Annotated in this window: 18 protein-coding genes; 11 read left to right on the top strand and 7 right to left on the bottom strand. The window is 68.5% G+C overall.

The window, feature by feature from the left end; genetic code table 11:
- Positions 1–10: 10 nt before the first annotated feature.
- From AC1D2H_RS27705 to AC1D2H_RS27690, 4 genes are read right to left on the bottom strand one after another with little or no spacing between them, the layout of a single operon-like run.
- Positions 11–514, bottom strand: coding sequence for a class I SAM-dependent methyltransferase (locus AC1D2H_RS27705; RefSeq protein ID WP_478013110.1), 504 nt, complete (start codon positions 512–514; stop codon positions 11–13).
- Positions 511–636 carry a hypothetical protein gene (locus AC1D2H_RS27700; RefSeq protein WP_477933722.1) on the bottom strand — a complete coding sequence of 42 codons (126 nt, stop codon included), beginning with the start codon at positions 634–636 and terminating at the stop codon, positions 511–513. The genes AC1D2H_RS27705 and AC1D2H_RS27700 overlap by 4 nt, the downstream gene beginning before the upstream one ends.
- Positions 633–1,856, bottom strand: coding sequence for an MFS transporter (locus tag AC1D2H_RS27695; RefSeq protein WP_478013109.1), 1,224 nt, complete (start codon positions 1,854–1,856; stop codon positions 633–635). Before AC1D2H_RS27695 ends, AC1D2H_RS27700 begins: the two co-directional genes overlap by 4 nt.
- A 13-nt stretch (positions 1,857–1,869) precedes the next feature.
- Complete coding sequence (locus AC1D2H_RS27690) at positions 1,870–3,264, bottom strand: amidohydrolase family protein (RefSeq protein ID WP_478013108.1); 1,395 nt, start codon at positions 3,262–3,264, stop codon at positions 1,870–1,872.
- A 55-nt stretch (positions 3,265–3,319) separates the two neighbouring features.
- Here AC1D2H_RS27690 and AC1D2H_RS27685 point away from each other — a divergent pair, with 55 nt between their 5' ends.
- From AC1D2H_RS27685 to AC1D2H_RS27660, 6 genes are all read left to right on the top strand, one after another.
- Positions 3,320–5,314, top strand: a complete 1,995-nt coding sequence (locus AC1D2H_RS27685) for a DNA topoisomerase IV subunit B (protein ID WP_478013107.1) — start codon at positions 3,320–3,322, stop codon at positions 5,312–5,314.
- Positions 5,314–6,345, top strand: a complete 1,032-nt coding sequence (locus AC1D2H_RS27680) for a histone deacetylase family protein (protein WP_478013106.1) — start codon at positions 5,314–5,316, stop codon at positions 6,343–6,345. Before AC1D2H_RS27685 ends, AC1D2H_RS27680 begins: the two co-directional genes overlap by 1 nt.
- On the top strand, positions 6,342–6,866 hold the full coding sequence (locus tag AC1D2H_RS27675) for a GNAT family N-acetyltransferase (RefSeq protein ID WP_477933712.1): 525 nt from the start codon (positions 6,342–6,344) through the stop codon (positions 6,864–6,866). The genes AC1D2H_RS27680 and AC1D2H_RS27675 overlap by 4 nt, the downstream gene beginning before the upstream one ends.
- Positions 6,863–7,528: a lytic transglycosylase domain-containing protein gene (locus AC1D2H_RS27670; protein ID WP_477933710.1), complete on the top strand. Its 666-nt coding sequence runs from the start codon at positions 6,863–6,865 to the stop codon at positions 7,526–7,528. The genes AC1D2H_RS27675 and AC1D2H_RS27670 overlap by 4 nt, the downstream gene beginning before the upstream one ends.
- The gene (gene parC / locus AC1D2H_RS27665; protein WP_477933708.1) at positions 7,525–9,852 is read left to right on the top strand and encodes a DNA topoisomerase IV subunit A; all 2,328 of its coding nucleotides are present in this window, start codon (positions 7,525–7,527) and stop codon (positions 9,850–9,852) included. Before AC1D2H_RS27670 ends, parC begins: the two co-directional genes overlap by 4 nt.
- A gap of 201 nt (positions 9,853–10,053) precedes the next feature.
- A complete protein-coding gene (locus AC1D2H_RS27660; RefSeq protein WP_477933707.1) occupies positions 10,054–10,548 on the top strand; it encodes an FxDxF family PEP-CTERM protein in 495 nt (164 codons plus the stop codon).
- Between the two features lie 97 nt (positions 10,549–10,645).
- Here AC1D2H_RS27660 and AC1D2H_RS27655 read toward each other — a convergent pair whose 3' ends face one another.
- Both AC1D2H_RS27655 and AC1D2H_RS27650 read right to left on the bottom strand, forming a co-directional pair.
- On the bottom strand, positions 10,646–11,143 hold the full coding sequence (locus AC1D2H_RS27655; RefSeq protein ID WP_478013105.1) for an outer membrane protein assembly factor BamE: 498 nt from the start codon (positions 11,141–11,143) through the stop codon (positions 10,646–10,648).
- Between the two features lie 10 nt (positions 11,144–11,153).
- Positions 11,154–12,194, bottom strand: coding sequence for a quinone-dependent dihydroorotate dehydrogenase (locus AC1D2H_RS27650; protein ID WP_478013104.1), 1,041 nt, complete (start codon positions 12,192–12,194; stop codon positions 11,154–11,156).
- Between the two features lie 123 nt (positions 12,195–12,317).
- On the opposite strand from AC1D2H_RS27650, the gene AC1D2H_RS27645 reads away from it, so the two are divergent.
- The gene (locus tag AC1D2H_RS27645; RefSeq protein ID WP_478013103.1) at positions 12,318–14,060 is read left to right on the top strand and encodes a zinc ribbon domain-containing protein; all 1,743 of its coding nucleotides are present in this window, start codon (positions 12,318–12,320) and stop codon (positions 14,058–14,060) included.
- Here AC1D2H_RS27645 and AC1D2H_RS27640 read toward each other — a convergent pair.
- Complete coding sequence (locus AC1D2H_RS27640) at positions 14,057–15,001, bottom strand: LysR family transcriptional regulator (RefSeq protein ID WP_478013102.1); 945 nt, start codon at positions 14,999–15,001, stop codon at positions 14,057–14,059. The two genes, AC1D2H_RS27645 and AC1D2H_RS27640, sit on opposite strands and share 4 nt — an antisense overlap.
- A gap of 105 nt (positions 15,002–15,106) precedes the next feature.
- Between AC1D2H_RS27640 and AC1D2H_RS27635 the strand changes: the two genes are divergently transcribed.
- The 4 genes from AC1D2H_RS27635 (at position 15,107) to AC1D2H_RS27620 (ending at position 19,212) form a co-directional block, all read left to right on the top strand.
- On the top strand, positions 15,107–16,033 hold the full coding sequence (locus AC1D2H_RS27635; protein ID WP_478013101.1) for a DMT family transporter: 927 nt from the start codon (positions 15,107–15,109) through the stop codon (positions 16,031–16,033).
- Positions 16,034–16,063: 30 nt separating this feature from the next.
- Complete coding sequence (locus AC1D2H_RS27630; RefSeq protein WP_478013100.1) at positions 16,064–17,185, top strand: 3-deoxy-7-phosphoheptulonate synthase; 1,122 nt, start codon at positions 16,064–16,066, stop codon at positions 17,183–17,185.
- Positions 17,186–17,289: 104 nt separating this feature from the next.
- Positions 17,290–17,718, top strand: a complete 429-nt coding sequence (locus AC1D2H_RS27625) for a DUF2141 domain-containing protein (RefSeq protein ID WP_478013099.1) — start codon at positions 17,290–17,292, stop codon at positions 17,716–17,718.
- A gap of 12 nt (positions 17,719–17,730) precedes the next feature.
- On the top strand, positions 17,731–19,212 hold the full coding sequence (locus tag AC1D2H_RS27620; protein ID WP_478013098.1) for a carotenoid oxygenase family protein: 1,482 nt from the start codon (positions 17,731–17,733) through the stop codon (positions 19,210–19,212).
- Positions 19,213–19,388 lie beyond the last annotated feature (176 nt).

The raw sequence follows: 19,388 nt of genomic DNA, 5'->3' as shown, positions 1-19,388 counted from the left end.
GCTGCCCGAGTCACAACTCTGGCGGCCGAATCGCCGCAACGCGCTGGACGAAGCGTGGGTTGACGCCATCTTCGAACAGGTCTTCGTAAGCCACGATGCGCCAGTCCGCGCAAACGCGCAGCAACTCGCCGCGCTGCAGCAGGAAATCGGGCCGGGACGGCCGGCCGATGGTCTGCTGGCCATCGGCAAAGGTCTCCCAGATCAGCCAGCCGCCCGGCCTGACGGCGGCGCGGATGTCGGCGAACAGCGGCCGCCAGAGGTAGTTGCAGACGACGACCAGGTCGAATTCGCGATCCGACAGCGGCCAGGGGCCATCCTCGATGTCGGCGGTCACGATCTCGGCCAGGTCCTGCAGCGGCGCCGTGGCGGCCGCGTCGCGATCGACGCCCGTGACCTGCCAACCCGTGCCCACCAGCCAGTGCAGATTGCGCCCCGACCCACAGGCCACGTCCAGGGCGGCGCCGGGCGGCGTGGGCGCCAGGCGCCGCAGCCAGGCCGAGGGTTCGCTGCTCATCCGAAGCAGGCCCAGATCTGCTCGCTGAGCTGGACCATGACGGCCGGGTGGCGGTAGGCCAGCACGGTGGCCGCCAGCACGGCGACGGCCAGCGTCGGCCAGAGCCAGCGGCCGGGCTTCATGCCGGCTGCGCCTGTACCGAGCGCGGGATGGGTGTCTCCCGCACCGGCAGGTTTGCCAGCATCGCCATGATGCCCAGCGCCACGGCCAGCCACCAGACGACGTCGTAGCTGCCGGTCGCGTCGTAGAGGCGACCGCCCAGCCAGACGCCCAGGAAGCTGCCGATCTGGTGGCTGAAGAAGACGAAGCCACCGAGCATGGACAGGTGCTGGGCGCCGAAGATCTGCGCGACGACGGCATTCGTCGGCGGTACCGTGGACAGCCACAGGAAGCCGATGACGGCGGCAAAGATGTAGACGCTCATCGGCGTCAGCGGCACCGAGATGAAGGTCACGATGGCCACGGCGCGCAGGCCGTAGATGGCCGACAGCAGATAGCGCTTCGGATAACGCTGGCCCAGCGAGCCGGCCGCATAGGTGCCGAAGATATTGAACAGGCCGATCAGCATCAGCGCGCCGGTGGACACCTCGATGCCCAGCCCGTGGTCCTTCAGATAGCTTGGCAGGTGCACGCCGATGAAGACGACCTGGAAGCCGCAGACGAAATAGCCCAGCATCAGCAGCTGGAAGCTGCGGTAGCCGAAGGCTTCGCGCAGCGCCTGGCCGATGCTCTGGTGCGTGCCGCTGAAGGCCGCCATGCTGCGCTCGCGCACACCCAGAGCCAGCGGCACGATCAGCAGGGCGGCGCCCGCCAGCAGGACCAGCGCCGTCTGCCAGCCGAGGTGGCTGATCAGCCAGGTCTCGATGGGGATCATGACGAACTGGCCAAAGGAGCCCGCCGCCGCCGCGACGCCAAAGGCCCAGGAGCGCTTCTCCGGCGACACCGTGCGGCCCAGCACGCCGTAGATGACGGCATAGGTCGAGCCCGACTGGGCGATGCCGATCAGCACGCCGGCGCTCAGCGTGAACGTCAGCGGGTGGCTGGTCACCGCCATCAGCAGCAGGCCCAGCGCATAGGTCAGGCCGCCCATCACCAGCACCTTCCAGGCGCCGAAGCGATCGGCCAGCATGCCGGCGATCGGGCCGGCGGCGCCCCAGGCCAGGTTCTGCACCGCCAGCGCGAAGGAGAAGGTCTCCCGCGTCCAGCCCCGCTCCGTGATGATGGGCTGCAGCCAGAAGCCGAAGCCGTGGCGGATGCCCATGGACAGCGTGACGATCATGGCGCCGCAGAGCAGCACCTGCTGGACGGACAGTCCGGTGGAGGCGGGACGGGGGGTAGTCATGCAGCGACTGTAATCAGCGCTGTTTGGCCTTGCTCGGCGCCTTGCTTTGGGTCTTGGCTGGGGCCTTGGCGGCCTTGCCGGTCTTCTTCTTGGCGGAGGCTTTCGGCGGATCCGCCGTCGACGTGCTGGCCTGGGAACTGGACGCGGCCACGTCCGCCAGCCGGGTCAGCAGCCGGCCCTGCTTGACGCGCAGCATGGGCATGTCGACTTGGGCCAGGTCGGCCAGCGGGTCGCTGCCCAGCACGAGGAAGCTGGCCTCGCAGCCCGGCTCGAAGCAGCCCAGCTTGCGGCCGGGGAAGAGGGCGCGCGGCGTGTCCTGCGTGGCCAGGCGCAGCAGCGTCGCGCGGTCCAGGCCGAGGTCGTCCAGCGCGTGCAGTTCGGCGCGGGCCGTGGCGATGAAGACGTCGGAGCCGATCAACAGCGGCACGCCGGCCGCCTGCAGGCGGGCCAGGTTGGCGCGCTGGATCTCGCGCATCGCCGCCAGCGCTGCGGCGTCGAGCTTGAAGAGAGCGGTGGCCGCCGTCGTCGTGATGACGGCCGTGCGCTGGCGTGCGGCCTGGGCCGCGGCCGCCTCGCTGATCGTGAAGCGCTCGGGGGCCTCGTCGAGCGTGTTGGCATAGCCGGGCAGATGGGCGATGGCATCGACGCCGGCGGCCAGGGCCGCGTCGAAGTCAGCCGCCGTCTCGACATGGGCGACGACGCGCCGGCCGTCGGCGTGGGCCAGGCGCGTCAGCTCGGACGCCGTGTCGGGCCTCAGGCCGAGGCGGCCGAACATGGCGGGTTGCTGCCGCAACTCGGGGCGCTCGCTGTGGGCCAGCACGATGCGCAGCCAGCCGCCGCCGCGTGCCTTGATGACCGGCCATTGGGCGATGGCCTGCTCGGGGCTGTCGACCAGGACGATCTGGTTCTGCGCCGCAGCAGCCTCGGCGCTGGGTTCCGGCAGCACGGCGGCCAGGGGGTAGCCGTCGGGGGACGTGATGCAGGCGGTCACGAAGCTGACGTCGGGCGCGGCCGGCGTGGCCGCCAGCGGCCTCACCTCGGCGACGCCGGCGGGGTCGCCACACAGCATGGCCGCGTAGAAAACGCCTTCGTCGATGTATTTGTCCGCGAACTGGCCCCAACCCCAGGCCGTCTGCAGGTTGTGGTTGTGCGCCTCCGCCAGCGGGGCTATGAGCACCTGGCCGCGCATGTCCATCTTGCGGTTGACCTTGGCCGGCTTCCTGGCGACGAACACGCCGTTCTCGACGTAGAGGTTGCCGCGCTGGATCTGCCGGCCGTCGAACCAGCGGGCGTTCTTCAGTTCCCAGGACAGCGGGGCGCTGGCCTGGTAGGGCTGTTGCGGGGGCTGCGGCGTCTGGGCCTGTGAAAAACTACAGGTCAGCAACAAGCAAGTGATCAGGAATCTCAAGCGGCAGGACTCGTTTTCGAGGGCCGCGAATCCTACTTCTTAGAATCCCGCCCCTATGTCGAGCCGTTCCCCCGCCACTCCCGCCGCCAAATCTGCCGAATATGGCGAAGCCTCCATCCGTGTTCTGAAAGGCCTGGAGCCCGTCAAACAGCGGCCGGGCATGTACACCCGCACCGAGAACCCGCTGCACTGCATCCAGGAGGTCATCGACAACGCCGCCGACGAGGCGCTGGGCGGTTTTGGCAAGCGCATCGACGTGACCCAGCATGCCGATGGCTCGGTGTCCATCGCCGACGATGGACGCGGCATTCCCTTTGGCCTGCACCCCGAAGAAGGCGTGCCGGTCGTCGAGATCGTCTTCACCCGCCTGCATGCCGGCGGCAAGTTCGACAAGGGCTCGGGGGGCGCCTACAGCTTCTCCGGCGGCCTGCACGGCGTCGGCGTGTCCGTGACCAATGCGCTGGCCAAGCGGCTGGAAGTGGCGGTCTGGCGCGACAAGCAGGTCGCCGGCATCGCCTTCGAGCATGGCGACGTCGTCCAGCAGGTCGTCAGCCGCCCTGCCGCCAGCGGCGACCGCAAGCAGGGCACGACGGTGCGAGTCTGGCCCGACGCCAAGTATTTCGAGAGTGCCGAGCTGCCCAAGCATGAGCTGGTGCACCTGCTGCGCTCCAAGGCCGTGCTGATGCCGGGCGTGACGGTCACGCTGAAGATCGAGAAGACCGGCGAGACGACGACCTGGCTCTACAAGGCCGGCCTGCGCGACTACCTGGCGCAGTCGATGAACAGCGACCCGCTGATCCCGCTGTTCGAGGGCGAGGGTTTTGCCACCGCCGGCGAGAGCGAGAACTTTGCCGAAGGCGAGGGCGCCGCCTGGTGCGTGGCCTTCACCGAGGATGGCGCGCCGCTGCGCGAGAGCTATGTGAACCTGATCCCGACGGTGGCCGGCGGCACGCACGAGTCCGGCCTGAAGGACGGGCTGTTCGGCGCCGTCAAGGGCTTCATCGAAATGCATTCGCTGCTGCCCAAGGGCGTCAAGCTGATGCCGGACGACGTGTTCTCGCGCGCCAGCTTCGTGCTGAGCGCCAAGGTGCTGGACCCGCAATTCCAAGGGCAGACCAAGGAGAGGCTGAACTCCCGCGACGCGCTGCGCCTGGTGTCGGCCTATGTGAAGCCGGCCCTGGAGCTGTGGCTCAACCACCATGTCGACCACGGCAAGAAGCTGGCCGAACTGGTCATCAAGCAGGCACAAACTCGGCAACGCGCCAGCCAGAAAGTCGAAAAGCGAAAAGGCTCCGGCGTGGCCGTGCTGCCCGGCAAGCTGACCGACTGCGAAAGCCGCGACCTGCTGCACAACGAGGTCTTCCTCGTCGAGGGCGATTCCGCCGGCGGCAGCGCCAAGATGGGTCGCGACAAGGAGACCCAGGCCATCCTGCCGCTGCGCGGCAAGGTGCTGAACTCTTGGGAGGTCGAGCGCGACCTGCTGTTCAAGAACAACGAGATCCACGACATCTCGGTGGCCCTGGGCGTGGACCCGCACGGCCCCAACGACACGCCGGACCTTTCCGGCCTGCGCTACGGCAAGGTCTGCATCCTGTCGGACGCCGACGTCGACGGCTCGCACATCCAGGTGCTGCTGCTCACACTCTTCTTCCGCCACTTCCCCAAGCTGGTGGAGACCGGCCATGTCTTCGTTGCCCGCCCGCCGCTGTACCGCGTGGACGCACCGGCGCGCGGCAAGAAGCCCGCTGCCAAGCTCTATGCGCTGGACGAGGGCGAACTGACCGCCACGCTGGACAAACTGCGCAAGGAAGGCGCCCGCGAAGGCAGTTGGAGCATCAGCCGCTTCAAGGGCCTGGGCGAGATGAACGCCGAGCAGCTGTGGGACACGACGCTGAACCCCGACACGCGCCGCCTGTCGCGTGTCGAGTACGGCCAGATCGATTTCGCCGCGACCGTGGAGTCCTTCAACAAGCTGATGGGCAAGGGCGAAGCCGCCTCGCGCCGCGAGCTGATGGAGCTGCACGGCGACGCCGTGGAGATCGACGTCTGATGAAGACCGTCTACAACGCCAACCACGCGGCGCATGCGGCAACGCATGAGTTCTTCCGCGGCCGTCTGGTGCCGGCGTTCGAGATTCCGGCGCGGGCCGACTACATCCTGCAGGCCGTGCAGGCCGCCGGCCTGGCCGATGTGCTTGCGCCTGTCGACCACGGCCGTCAACCGCTGGAGCGTGTGCATGCCAAGCGCTATCTGGACTTCATCCAGGGCGCCCATGCCGAGTGGCTGGCGACGGGGGGCGAGGGTGACGCCTTCCCGGCCGTCTGGCCGGTGCGCTCGCTGCGCAGTGATGTCGAGCCGGCAAGTTTTGCGGCTCGCATGGGCTTGTATTCGATGGACAGCGGCACGCCGTTGACGTCGGGCAGCTGGGCCGCGGCCTATGCCGGCGCACAGGCGTCGTTGACCGGTCTGGACCTGGTGCTGGCCGGCCAGCGCTCGGCCTATGTGCTGACCCGCCCGCCCGGCCACCATGCCGGCGCCGACTTCTTCGGTGGGTACTGCTTCATTAACAACGCCGCCGTGGCCGCCCAGGCCGCGCGTGATGCCGGCCTGGCGCGCGTCGCCATCCTGGACGTCGACTACCACCACGGCAACGGCACCCAGGCCATCTTCTACGACCGTGCCGACGTCTTCTACGCCAGCATCCACGGCGACCCGCGCACCGAATACCCCTTCTTCCTCGGCCATGCCGACGAGACCGGGGCGGGGGAGGGCGTGGGCTTCAATGCCAACTTCCCGCTGCCTGTCGGTGTCGCCAACGACGACTGGTTCGCCGCACTGGACGCGGCGCTTGCACGGCTGACGGCCTACCAGCCCGATCTGCTCATCGTGTCGCTGGGCGTCGATACCTACGGCGGCGACCCGATCTCGCACTTCAAGCTGGACGAGCCCGAGTTCCGCCGCATGGGTCAGCGTCTGGCGGCCTTTGGCGCGCCGACGCTCTTCATCCAGGAAGGCGGCTATGCGACCGAGGCCATAGGCCGCAACGTGGTGACCGTGCTGCAAGGGTTTGAAGGCGCATGAGCTTGCGTCTGCGCCCGACCATGCTGTCCGACCTCGACTGGGTCGTGTCGCTGGAGCGCGACGGTGCCAACCTGCCCTTCATCACGCCGTGGGAGCGCACGCAGCACGAGGGGGCGATCCGCTTCCCCGATTCGCGCCACTTCATCCTCGAAGAAGGCGATGAATTGACACGCATCGGCTTCGTCATCCTGCAGGGCTGCCGCAACCCGAACGGTTCCGTCGAGCTGAAGCGCCTGGTGCTTCAGCCCAAGGGCCGCGGGCTGGGGCGGGCGGCCGTGCGACAGCTCAAGGCCATGGCTTTCACGCAGCTCAAGTCCCACCGCTTCTGGCTCGACGTGAAGGCGCTGAACACACGCGCCTTCGAGCTGTATCGCAGCGAAGGTTTTGTCGAGGAAGGCCGCCTGCGCGAAAGCGTGCGCGTGGCCATCGATGGCGCCGACGGCTATGACTCCTTGATCGTCATGTCGTTGCTGGACCGCGAATACCAGGCGCGCGTCGCGCTCGGGCTGGAGGCGGCATGACGCGCTGGCTGCCGTTGCTGCCTCTGCTGCTGCTGCTGCTGGCCCTGCCCGCGCGAGCCGACCTCTGGGGCTATGTCGACGCGAGCGGCATGGCCCATTTCGCCTCCACGCAGATCGACGCGCGCTACAAGCCCGTGCTGGGCAGCGTGGGCATGCAACGCGTGCCCGGCAAGGCCGACGCGGGGCTGGCCCTGCTCAACTGGCTGGACATCGCGCCCGAAGTGAAGGCCGTGCAGCCCTGGGTGCGCGAGGCCGCCGCCCAGCATGGCGTGGATGCCGAGCTGCTGAAAGCCATCATCGCCGTCGAGTCCGGCTACCAGCGTGGCGCCGTGTCGCCCCGTGGCGCGCTGGGCCTGATGCAGATCACGCCCGAAACGGCCTCCCGCTATGCGACGCCGGCCGATGCCGCGCGTCTGATTGAACCCCGCATCAACATCCACACCGGCGCCCGCATGCTGGCCGACCTGTTGCGCCGCTTCGGCCACATCGACGCGGCGCTGGCGGCCTGGAATGCTGGCGAAGGTGCGGTGCGCCGCGCTGGCAACCGCGTGCCCGATATCGACGAAACCCAGGCCCATGTGCATCTCGTCCTCGAGTTGTACTGGGCTTTGCTGCAGCAGAGCCAGCCGGCCCGCGCTCAGCGTTTGACCTTGCATCCATGAGTTCCCAGACCCCCATCGATTTCAACCCGCCCACCGACGGTGGTGACGACAACGCGCTGACGCTGGCCGCCTATGCCCAGCAAGCCTATCTCGAGTACGCGCTCAGCGTTGTCAAGGGCCGCGCGCTGCCGTCGTATTCCGACGGCCAGAAGCCCGTGCAGCGCCGCATCCTCTACGCCATGCATCGCCTGGGCCTGGGCTGGAGCGGCAACTCCGGCGCCAAGCCCGTCAAGGGCGCCAAGGTCGTGGGCGACGTGCTGGGCAACTTCCACCCCCACGGCGACCAGTCGGTCTACGACGCCCTGGTGCGCATGGCGCAGGACTTCTCGCTGCGCTATCCGCTGATCGACGGCCACGGCAACTTCGGCAGCCGCGACGGCGACGGTGCTGCGGCGATGCGCTACACGGAAGCGCGCCTGGCCCCCATCGCGCGCCTGGTGCTGGACGAGATCGATGAAGGCACGGTGGACTTCCGCGCCAACTACGACGGCACGACGCAGGAGCCCATCGAGCTGCCGGCGCGCCTGCCCTTCGTGCTGCTGAACGGCGCCAGCGGCATCGCCGTGGGCCTGGCCACCGAGATCCCCAGCCACAACCTGCGTGAAGTCGCGGCGGCGGCGGTGGCCCTGCTGAAGGACGACAAGCTCAGCGACGACACCCTCTTCGACCTGATTCCCGGCCCCGACTTCCCGGGCGGCGGCCAGCTCATCAGTGCACCCGAGGACATCCGCGCCGCCTACACCTCGGGTCGCGGCAGTCTGAAAGTGCGAGCTCGCTGGAAGATCGAGGACCTGGCGCGCGGCCAGTGGCAGCTCGTCGTCACCGAGCTGCCGCATGGCACCAGCGCCCAGAAGGTGCTGGAAGAGATCGAGGAGCTGTCCAACCCCAAGGTCAAGGCTGGCAAGAAGACGCTGTCGGCCGAGCAGCTGCAGCTCAAGGCCGGCCTGCTGGCCGTGCTGGACGGCGTGCGCGACGAGTCCAGCAAGGACGCGGCCGTGCGCATCGTCTTCGAGCCCAAGAGCCGCACCGTCGAGCAGCAGGACCTCATCAACACGCTGCTGGCCCACACCAGCCTGGAAAGCAGCGCGTCGGTCAACCTGACCATGATCGGCGCCGATGGCCGGCCGACGCAGAAAAGCCTCCGCGAGATGCTGGCCGAATGGGTGGGCTTCCGCCAGACGACGGTGCGCCGCCGCACCGAGCACCGCCTGGCCCACGTCAACGACCGCATCCATGTGCTCGAAGGCCGGCAGCTGGTGCTGCTGAACATCGATGAGGTCATCCGCATCATTCGCGAGTCGGATGAGCCCAAGGCGGCGCTGATCGCCCACTTCAAGCTCAGTGACCGCCAGGCCGAGGACATCCTCGAAATCCGCCTGCGCCAGCTCGCCCGGCTGGAGGCGATCAAGATCGAGCAGGAGCTGGCCAAGCTGCGCGACGAGCGCGCCAAGCTGGAAGACATCCTCGGCTCGGCCGCCGCGCTGCGCCGCACCGTCATCAAGGAGATCGAGGCCGACGCCAAGCAGTACGGCGACGACCGCCGCACGCTGATCCAGGCCGAGAAGCGCGTCACCGCCGAGGTCAAGATCGTCGACGAACCCGTCACCGTCATCGTCAGCCAGAAGGGCTGGGTGAGGGCGCTCAAGGGCCATGAGGTGGATGTCGCCGCCCAGACCTTCAAGGCCGGCGATGCGCTGTGGGGCGCGTTCCGCTGCCGCAGCGTCGACCCCCTCATCGTCGTTGGCAGCAATGGCCGGGTCTACTCGGTGCCGGTGTCGACGCTGCCGGGTGGCCGCGGCGACGGCCAGCCCATCACGACGATGATCGAGCTGGAGACCGGCAGCCAGATCGCTCACTATGTCGCCGGGGCGCCCACGCAGCGCCTGGTGTTCGCCGGCTCGACAGGCTACGGCCTCATTGCCCAGCTCGGCGATCTCGTCGGCCGCCAGAAGGCCGGCAAGACCTTCCTGGCGCTGGACGATGGCGAAGCGCCGCTGTTGGCCGCCGTGCCCAACGACGCTGTTGCGTTGCAATTGGGTGTGCTGAGCGCCGAGGGCCGCCTGCTGAGCTTCCCTCTGGATGAACTCAAGCACCAGCCCAAGGGCGGCAAGGGCCTGATGCTGATGGACCTTGAGGCCAAGGACAGCGTCGCGTCCGTCGCCTGCTTCACGACCCAGCTGCGCGTGCTCGGCAGCGGCCGTGGCGGCAAGCCGCGCGAGGAGCTGTTGAGGAACCAGTCTCTCGCGGCCCACGCAGGCAAACGCGCCCGCAAGGGCAAGGCTGTGGATGGCCTGCAGAAGGTGGCGCGTCTGACGAGCGAATGAGGTGCATGCGCTCGACAATGGTGTCAGGGCGACGTGACTTGGTGCACATCTGACAGACCCTGGTGAATCGTTTACATCCTGCTACAAGATAGCTGCGCGGCCTCCCTAGCCCGTGGGGTGCCAATGTCTTGGCGAAACTTCGCTGCACTGCACAATGATTTCCGGCGGTTGTGCTTGACCGTCAAAGTCAGGAGCTACGCAATGAAGTTGAAAACCCTAGCCGCCGCCTCGGTGGTGGCGCTAACCGCGCTCAGCAGCCACGCTGCCGACACCAACTGGGGCACACATGACCTGCTCGAAGTTGGCGTTGGCAGTACCGCCGGCGGAGCAATCTTCGACACCTTCTCGTTCTGGCTGGGTTCACAGTCCAGCGTCGCGAGCAGTGTCGTGTCCTTCGGTACCGTCGTCGGCGGTGCCTACAGCCTGTATTCCTTCGGTTCCGATGGTCTGAAGGGCACGGGAGACGACGTCGGCATCGGCGCCTGGACATTCAGTGGCACGCCCGCCGTGCATACGGTGTCCCTGGCCTCCGGCAGCTACTACTACTCGGTACTCGGCGGCGCCCCAGGCGGTGCCAGCTACGTGATCAGCTCGGCTGCCACGGCGGCTCCGGTGCCTGAACCCGAGACCTATGCCCTGCTGGGCGCGGGTCTGGGCATCATCGGCTTCCTCGCCTCGCGCCGCCGCCGCGACTGATCATGAACGGACTGCCAGCGCGCCCTTCGCGGGCGTGCCGGCGGTCGGTCCAGCGCTACAGCCCTGGCAGCCTTGCGCCGCCAGGGCTTTTTCATGCTCAGTCGTCGAAGCCAGGAAAGAGCCGGCTCGGAAACACCATGCTCTGCGTCGTGCGTACGACGACGCCGTCCTTGAAATGGACGTTGAAGCGCATGCCGTAGCCGGTCTGGTCGGGTTCAATGGTCCAGTCCCAGACGTCCTCGCCGCTGAGGCGGAAGAACACCCGTGTGCGTTCGCGTCCGAGCAGGCGGCTGACCTGCTCAGGCGTCATGCCGGGCTCGATACGGGCACGCCCCGCGGGTGAGAGGCCGTCCTCGACGCCAACCAGTCGGCCATCGGCCGCGAGGCGCACCCTGTAGTTGTGCTGGCCCATGGGCTGGCTCGAATACTCGAGCGTCCGGCCGCCATCGGCTTCGGGCCAGACGCGTCCGGCCTGGCCATAGATCGCGACGACATCCGCTTGCGTGCTGACGCCGGGTTGCAGCCGCGCATCACGGTCCGGCGTCGCGCAGCCGGTCAGCAGCGCGGTACACAGGGCAAGGGCGGCGAGGCGCATGGCAGTGGACTCAGCGTTGGGCGAGGGCCCTCGCGCATTCGCTGACGAGGGCCGGGCCCTTGTAGATGAGGCCGGTGTAGACCTGCACAAGGTCGGCGCCCGCTTCGATCTTGGCGCGGGCATCTGCGCCGCTCAGCACGCCGCCGACGCCGATGATGGGATAGCCGGCCGGCAAGGCCGTGCGCAGCAGGCGGATGACGCGGTTGCTGGCCTCGAAGACCGGCGCGCCGGACAGGCCGCCCATCTCGTTCGCGTGCGCCAAGCCCTGGACCTTGTCGCGCGCAATCGTCGTGTTGGTCGCGATGACGCCGTCGATGCCGTTGGCCTTCAGCGACTGAGCGATGACGCCGACCTGGTCTTCTTCGAGGTCGGGCGCGATCTTGACGAACATTGGCACGCGCCGGCTGCTCTGCGTGTCCAGTCGCTGCTTGCGTTCCTGCAAGGCGCCCAGCAAGGCATCCAGCGCTTCGTCGCTCTGCAGCGCGCGCAGGTTCTTGGTATTGGGGCTGGAGATGTTGACGGTGATGTAGTCGGCATGCGGGTGCACGCCCTCCAGGCCGAGCAGATAGTCGTCGGCCGCGTTCTCGATGGGCGTCGCGGCGTTCTTGCCGATGTTCAGGCCGAGGATGCCGCCGGCCTTGCGAAAGCTGTGGGCGCGCTTCACGTTGGCGATGAAGCTGGCCAGGCCCTCGTTGTTGAAGCCCAGGCGGTTGATCAACGCATTCGCCTCGGGCAGGCGGAACATGCGCGGCTTGTCGTTGCCGGGCTGGCCCTTGGGCGTCACGGTGCCGACCTCGATGAAGCCGAAGCCCATGGCGCCCAGGCCGTCGATGCAGCGGCCGTTCTTGTCCAGGCCGGCAGCCAGGCCGATGCGATTCGGGAAACGCAGGCCGGCGATCGTCACCGGGTCGCTGATGCGTTCGCCGCACCACAGCATCTGGGCCGGCGTGTTCTGCAGCTTGGCGATGCTGTTCAGCGTCAGCTCGTGGGCGTGTTCGGGGTCCAGGCCGAACAGGAAGGGGCGGGTGAGGGCGTAGGGGATCAGCGGCATAGCCCGCGATTCTCTCAGCCGCTGCCGGCGAGTTGGCCCAAGTGCATTACGCTGGCGCGCTACCGGCGGTGTCGTGTGCCATGGCTTGCCGGTCCCGGGGATCACTTCAACAAGGAGCTCCACTTGAGCTACGACTACAGCTCGGCCGGCGCCACGCTGGAGCTACCCAACCCCTACAAGGTTCAGAACCATCTGTTGCTGGCGTCCAGCGCGGTGCTCGTCCTGGCGGGGCTGTACGTGCTGGTGGCTGCCAGACACACGCTGGCGCCCATCCCACTGGGCATTGGCATCGCCTTGCTGTTCGTTGGCGTGCTGGCTTCGGGTGTGGCGGCCAAACGTCTGCGCTTTTTCTTCGGCCGCGGCCGGCCGCATTCCCTGGCGCCGGACATTCCACAGGCGGCCAGCGGCAACTCGCCCGCGGCGGATGAGATCAAGCGCCTCTTGCGGGAGGGCGCGCTGACCTATCCGGAGCCGTCGGGTGCCATCGATGGGGTGCTGTACCACTGGGTGCCCAAGCTCATCACGGCGCCCTTGCCCGTGCAGAGCCAGGCTCGAAGCGCCTTCTTCAACGTGTGTGCGATGGTGGCGGCCTCGCTCAGCTTCGTGCTGGCCTGGGGCGTTTTCGGCACCGAGTCCAGTCGGCCGCTGCTGTCGGCGGCCTACTTCGCCTTCGGGCTGGTCTTTCTGCTGCGCCCCTTCCTGGGTGGTGGGCGGGCCGAACTCAGCACCCGCACGCTCGTGCTGTTGATCGTGGCAGCGGTGATCGGGCCTGCCGTCGTGAGTGTTGTCAGCAAGGGGCTGCCGGCGCTGCCGTTCTCGCTGGCGCCGCAGACCTTCATGCTGCTGATCTCGGGCACGGTGGCCTCGGCGCTGCTGCTGCTGGCCTCGCTCAACCAGATCGCGCCACCGCCGCCCACGCAGACGAGTTCGGAGCAGCTGCGCCTGTCGCTGAACGTACCGCCGGGCCTGCTGCTGGATGAGCTTGAACGCCGCATGCAAGAGCAGTGGACGGAGCGCATCCCCAATCGCCGCTACGCGCGCGCCGTGCCAAGCATCCAGCCCGAGCTGCATTCGGGGGCGTTCAGCGGCGAGCTGCTGGAGGAATCTCAGCCCATTCCGATGCCGAACATGGTGCCGGCGTCGGTTCTGCAGGCCCTGGGATCGGAACGCCACCGCTTCCTTGCCGCCCTCGACCTCTACGCGACAGTGCTGACGCTCGCGGCCAGCGTTTGTGGTTGTCTGGTCGCCCAGCGCGCGTTGCAGGGGCAGGAGCTGCCACTGCAGTTGCTTGGCGCGTCGACCATCTTCCTGGTGGTCGCAGGCTTCTGCCTGCGTTCGTCCGCGCAGCTGTGGGGGCGTTTCGACTTCCAGTCCGTCATGACCTGGGTCGAGATGGAAGGCACCTACCAGACCGCCAGCGTCGGCACTGGAAACCAGCTCACCGCCCGGGTACAGACGAGCAACCAGATCGTGCGCACCGAAGCAATGACCTTGCGCATCTGGCGTGCGCGGATCGAGTCCGTCGTGTTCGGCAAGGACGGCTCGCGCCAGATCACCGCGATGTTCTCCACCGATGCCGAGGCGAAGGAACTGGGCCAGCACCTGAGCGATTTCGGCCGCAGCCGTGCCAGCCTGGTGGCGCCCAACAGCGCCGAGGACATGAACCGCATCGCCGCGCTGGCGCAGACGGAACGGGCGCTCACGGGCGCCGTGGGCGCACCGGCTCTGCCAGGCGAGGCAGCCACCCTGCTGGCCTCGCCCAGCAGCGCCGGAGCGCCGGCGCAGCAGCTGTTCTGCCGGCACTGCGGGGCGCGCAACCTGCCAGACGCGCGTTTCTGCCAAGGCTGCGGTGAAAAAATCGGTTAGCTCTCCCGGTCCCAGGGCGGCACGTCGCCCATTTTCTCCAGCATGAAGTCGATCAATGCCCGCACCTTGGGCGCCGGGTGGCGGCTGGGCAGGTAGACGGCGTAGAGGGTGTTGGCGTCGGCCAGGCCGCCGACCGGCTGCCAGTCCGGCAGCACGGCCTGGAGCCGCCCGGCGCGCAGGTCGGCGCCGACGGCATAGGTGGGCAGCACGGCCAAGCCCAGGCCGGCCAGCGCCGCGACGCGCAGCGACTCGCTGCTGTTGGCCGTCAAGCCGCTTTCGAAGCGCAGGGCGCCGCGGGTCTCGACCTCGGCCTCACCGCTTTCAGCGTGTCGGAAGCGCCAGCGATCGGGCGACTGCAGATAGCCGAAGCGCAGGCAGCGGTGGCCGGCGATGTCGTCGACTGCCTGAGGCGCGCCATGGGCCTCGAGATAGGCCGGCGCCGCGCAGAGGACAAAGCGGATCGCCGCCAGCCGCCGCGCCACCAGGCCGTCCGACGGCTTGTGCGTCAGCCGCAGCACCACGTCAAAACCTTCCTCGGCCAGGTCGACGTAGCGGTCGTTCAGGCCCAGCACGACGTCGATCTGCGGATGCCGGGCGCAGAACTCGGCCATCAGCGCCGTGAACTGCAGATTGCCGAAGGCCGTGGACACCGACAGCCGCAGCACGCCGCGCGGCTCGTCGCGGCGACCGGCGAGTTCGGTCTCCAAGGCGAGTGACTCGTCCAGCAACCTCAGCGCGCGCTCGTAGACGCTGCGCCCCTCGGCCGTGGGGCTGACGCTGCGCGTCGTGCGGTGCAGCAGCCGCGTGCCGAGTTGGTCCTCCAGCCTCACCACCTGCTTGCTGACGGCCGACTTGGTCGTGCCCAGCAGGCGGGCGGCGCCGGAGAAGCCCTTGGCGTCGACGACGCGGGCGAAGGCTTGCAGGTCTTCAAGGCGGCCCATGGTGACTGTCCTCCGTTTGGAAACTCTTAATCTATTTTCAGATGGATTGTGTCTCGATTGATTGATTTCTAGAGTGCAGACATGTCTCTTCAAGGAGTCGCCACCATGTCCACCACCACCCTGTCAGCTTGCGCGGCCCGGTCCTTCCGGCCCAGCGCATTCGACCGTCTGCTCGGCGCCGCGGCCGCGTCCAGCCTGCCGTTGCTCTTCATCCTGCTGTGGAGCAGCGGCTATGTGGCCGGCAAGCTGGCCTTGCCGCACACCGGGCCGCTGACCTTGCTGACACTGCGTTTCGGCCTCGCCGCCGTCGTGCTGCTGGCGGTCGCTGCCACCACCGGCGCGCCCTGGCCGCACCGCGCCCGCGGCTGGGCGCATCTCGCCGTTGTCGGCCTGCTGATGCAGGTGCTGCACTTCTCCTGCATCTACTTCGCGCTGCAATGGGGCCTGAGCGCCGGCGTCGCCGGCCTGCTGATCGGCCTGATGCCGCTGGCCACCGCCCTGGGGGCCCATCTGTGGCTGGCTGAGCGCATTGGCTCGCGGCAGATGCTGGCCCTTCTCGGCGGCCTGGTCGGTGTGGCCCTGGTCATCGCCGACAAGCCGCTGAACGGCGCCTGGACGGCCTATGCCGTGGCCGGCCTGGGCCTGCTGGGCCTCGTCGCCGGCACGCTCTACCAGAAGCGCTTCTGCGCCCACATGGACCTGCGCAGCGGCGCCGGCGTGCAGATGGCGGTGTCCGCCCTGGCCGTGGCTGCCGTCGCCTGGCCGACCGAGCACTTCGCCATCGACTGGGCGCCCGAGCTGATCGGCTCCTGGCTGTGGCTGGGCCTGGTCAACTCCATCGGCGCCTTCAGCCTGATGTTCATCATGATCCGCCGTGGCCAGGCGGGGCAGGTCGCGCGCCTCTTCTTCCTGATCCCCGGCGTGTCGGCGCTGATGGGTTTCGTGCTGCTGGGCGAGCGCCTGGAGCCCCTGGCGCTGGCCGGTTTTGGGCTCTCTGCGCTGGCCGTGTGCTTTGCGGCCGCCAAGCGGTGAAAATGCGGGGCTTCCCTGGGAGCCCTGCACATGAAACCCCTCGACGACCCCCACCACGACCGCGAAGCGGGCTCCCGCGACGAAACCCGCGACACCACGCGCACCGACGACACCCGCATCGGCGCCGTCCGCGCGCTGATCAGCCCGGCCCTGCTGCTCGAAGAACTGGCCATCCCCGATGCGACGCTGGAGTTGGTCGAGCGGGCCCGCCAGGAGATCAGCGCCATCCTGCACGGCCAGGACGACCGCCTGCTCGTCATTGTCGGCCCCTGTTCCATCCACGACCACGACCAGGCGATGGACTACGCCCGCCTGCTGAAGACGGCGCGCGAGGAGCTGAGCAGCGACCTGCTGATCGTCATGCGCGTCTACTTCGAGAAGCCGCGCACGACGGTGGGCTGGAAGGGCTACATCAACGACCCGCGCCTGGACGGCAGCTTCCACATGAACGAGGGCCTGCGCCTGGCCCGCCAGCTGCTGCTGGACGTCAACGGCCTGGGCCTGCCGGCCGGCACCGAGTTCCTGGACCTGCTGTCGCCGCAGTACATCTCCGACCTGATCGCCTGGGGCGCCATCGGCGCGCGCACGACCGAGAGCCAGAGCCACCGCCAGCTGGCCTCGGGCCTCTCCTGTCCGGTCGGCTTCAAGAACGGCACCGACGGCGGCATCAAGGTCGCCAGCGACGCCGTGCTGGCCGCCAGCAGCGCCCATGCCTTCATGGGCATGACCAAGATGGGCACGGCGGCCATCTTCGAGACCCGCGGCAACCAGGACTGCCACGTGATCCTGCGCGGCGGCAAGGCGCCCAACTACGACGCGGCGTCGGTCAATGCGGCCTGCGATGCGCTGAAGACCTCGGGCCTGCGCGAGCAGGTCATGATCGACTTCTCGCACGCCAATTCCAGCAAGAAGTACGAGCGCCAGGTCGACGTCGGCCGTGACGTCGCGGGTCAGATCGCGGGCGGCGACGCGCGCATCACCGGCGTCATGATCGAAAGCCATCTGCAGCCCGGCCGCCAGGACCTGGCCGAGGGCCAGACCAAGGCCGACCTGAAGCCCGGCGTGTCCATCACCGATGCCTGCCTGGGCTGGAGCCAGACCGAGCCGCTGTTGCGCGAGCTGGCTGCGGCCGTCCGCACGCGTCGGGGTTAAACCCGCTCGCGCCGCCGGGCTCCCACCCGTCGCAGCGCGCTCGCGCCGCGGCGGGGCGGTTCCCATCATTCAGCCATCCCAACCGCTGAATGCTGGAGACCGCGATGAAACGACAAGCCCTTGCCGCCGCCCTGTTTGCCCTGCTGCCGCTGTGCAGCCAGGCGGCCGACATCACCCTCGAGGTCGAGGGCCTGGACACCAGCCGCCTGCAGGGCGCCTCGCTGATGGTGGCCGTCTTCACCGAACCCGCCGGCTGGTTGCGTCAACCTCAATCTGGCCACCGCTTCAACCTCGACGCCGCCGCCAACGGCAAGTTCAGCGTCGTGCTCAAGGGCCTGCCCGACGGCCCGCTCGCCATCAGCCTGTTCCAGGACGCCAATGCCAACGGTCGCCTGGACATGAATGCCATGGGCATCCCGGTCGAGCCCTTCGGCTTTTCCAACAACGCGGCCGGCAACTTCGGCCCGCCGCAGTTCGAGCAGGCCGTCGTGATGCCGGTGGCCGGCGTGCCGGTCAAGGTCAAGCTGAACTGAGCGGAGGCGGCCATGAGCACGACCCGCCGTTCCCTTCTTGCCGCGCTGCTGGCCGGCGGCCTCAGCCCCGAGTTGCTGGCCCTGGGCCTGCCGGCCGAGGGCTTCGCGGCTGGCGCGCCAGAACTCGAGCCGCTGCGCGGCCTGAGCGGCGAGAGCCTCGATGGACATGCCGTCATCGCAGGCCGCCTGCCGGCTGCGCTGCGCGGCCGCTATTTCCGCAACGGCCCCGGCCTGATGCAACGGGCCGGCCAGCGCTACAGCCATTGGTTCGACGGCGACGGTCTCGTGCAGTCCTGGCAACTGCAGGATGGCCGCGCCAGCCACCGCGCCCGCTTTGTCCAGACCGACAAGTTCCGCGCCGAGCAGCAGGCCGGCCGCTTCCTGCTGCCCGCCTTCGGCACGGCCATCAAGGCCGAGCTGCCGGTGCGTGGCCCCGACAGCGTCAATGCGGCCAACACCAGCGTGCTGCTGCAGGGCGACCACCTCTATGCGCTGTGGGAGGGCGGCAGCGCCTACGAGCTGGACCCGGCGACGCTGACCACGCGTGGCGTCAAGATCTGGGCGCCCGAGCTGCGCGGCATGCCCTTCTCGGCCCACCCCAAGGTCGAGCCCGACGGCACGGTGTGGAACTTCGGCACCGCCAATGGCCGCCTGGCGCTTTACCAGATCGATGCCGACGGCAGCGTGCGCCGCCATGCGCTGCTGGACGACATCGACGCCCCGGCCATGCTGCACGACTTCGCCGTCTCCCAGCACCACCTCGTCTTCCTGCTTGCACCCATCAAGCTGGACATCGCCGCCGTGCGCGCCGGCCAGTCCATGCTCGGCGCCATGCGCTGGGGTGCGGACCAGCCCACCCGCGTGCTCGTCGTCGACAAGGCCGACTTCTCGCGCCGCCGCGTCTTCGAGATGCCGGCCTGCCATGTCTTCCATTTCGGCAATGCCTGGGACGATGGCCGCCTGCTGCGCCTGGACTATGTACAGGGCGTGCCGCTGCCGGAGTTCAACGCCAGCGCCGAGCAGATGATGCGCGGCCAGCGCACGGGCCGCGAGGTGTCCACGCCGAGCGTGCTGGAGATCGACCTGCAGGCCGGCCGGCTGCGGCTGGCCGCGCGCGACGAGGCCGTCGAGTTCCCCGTCGTCGACCCGCGCGTCGTGGCCCAGCGCCACCGCTTCGTCTGGTACCCGACGGCCGTCGACACCGGTGCGCGCTGGGGCTTCAACGGGCTGATGCGGCTGGACATCGACAGCGGCGCGCGCGAGCGCTTCAGCTTCGGCAACGACACCGTCGTCGAGGAGCATGTGCTCGTGCCCAGGCCCGGCAGCACGAAGGAAGGCGAGGGCTGGCTGGTCGGCATGGGCTATGACGTCAAGCGCCGGCGCAGTTTCCTGAGCGTCTTCGACGCGATGCGCCTGGCCGACGGCCCGCTGGCCCGCGCCTGGCTGCCCTACGCCGTGCCCTACGGCTTTCACGGCAAGTTCTATTCCGCCTGACGCGTCTGTCTCTGAGGGCCTGTTGACGCTAGGGCAACGGGTCGCGTTGTCGCCAAAAAGGCCGCGAGTAAGGCGCAAAGCGGAGCCGGGTTGGACACCCGGCGAGCATTTGCAACGCCACGCGCGGCTTTTTTTGGCGACAACCCTTCGGGAAGGCCCGTCGCCAGGGGCCACTC

The organism is Roseateles sp. P1_C1_2, assembly GCF_056406535.1.
The sequence above is the reverse complement of the archived record's forward strand: the minus strand, read 5'-3'. Positions and strand labels throughout refer to the sequence as shown.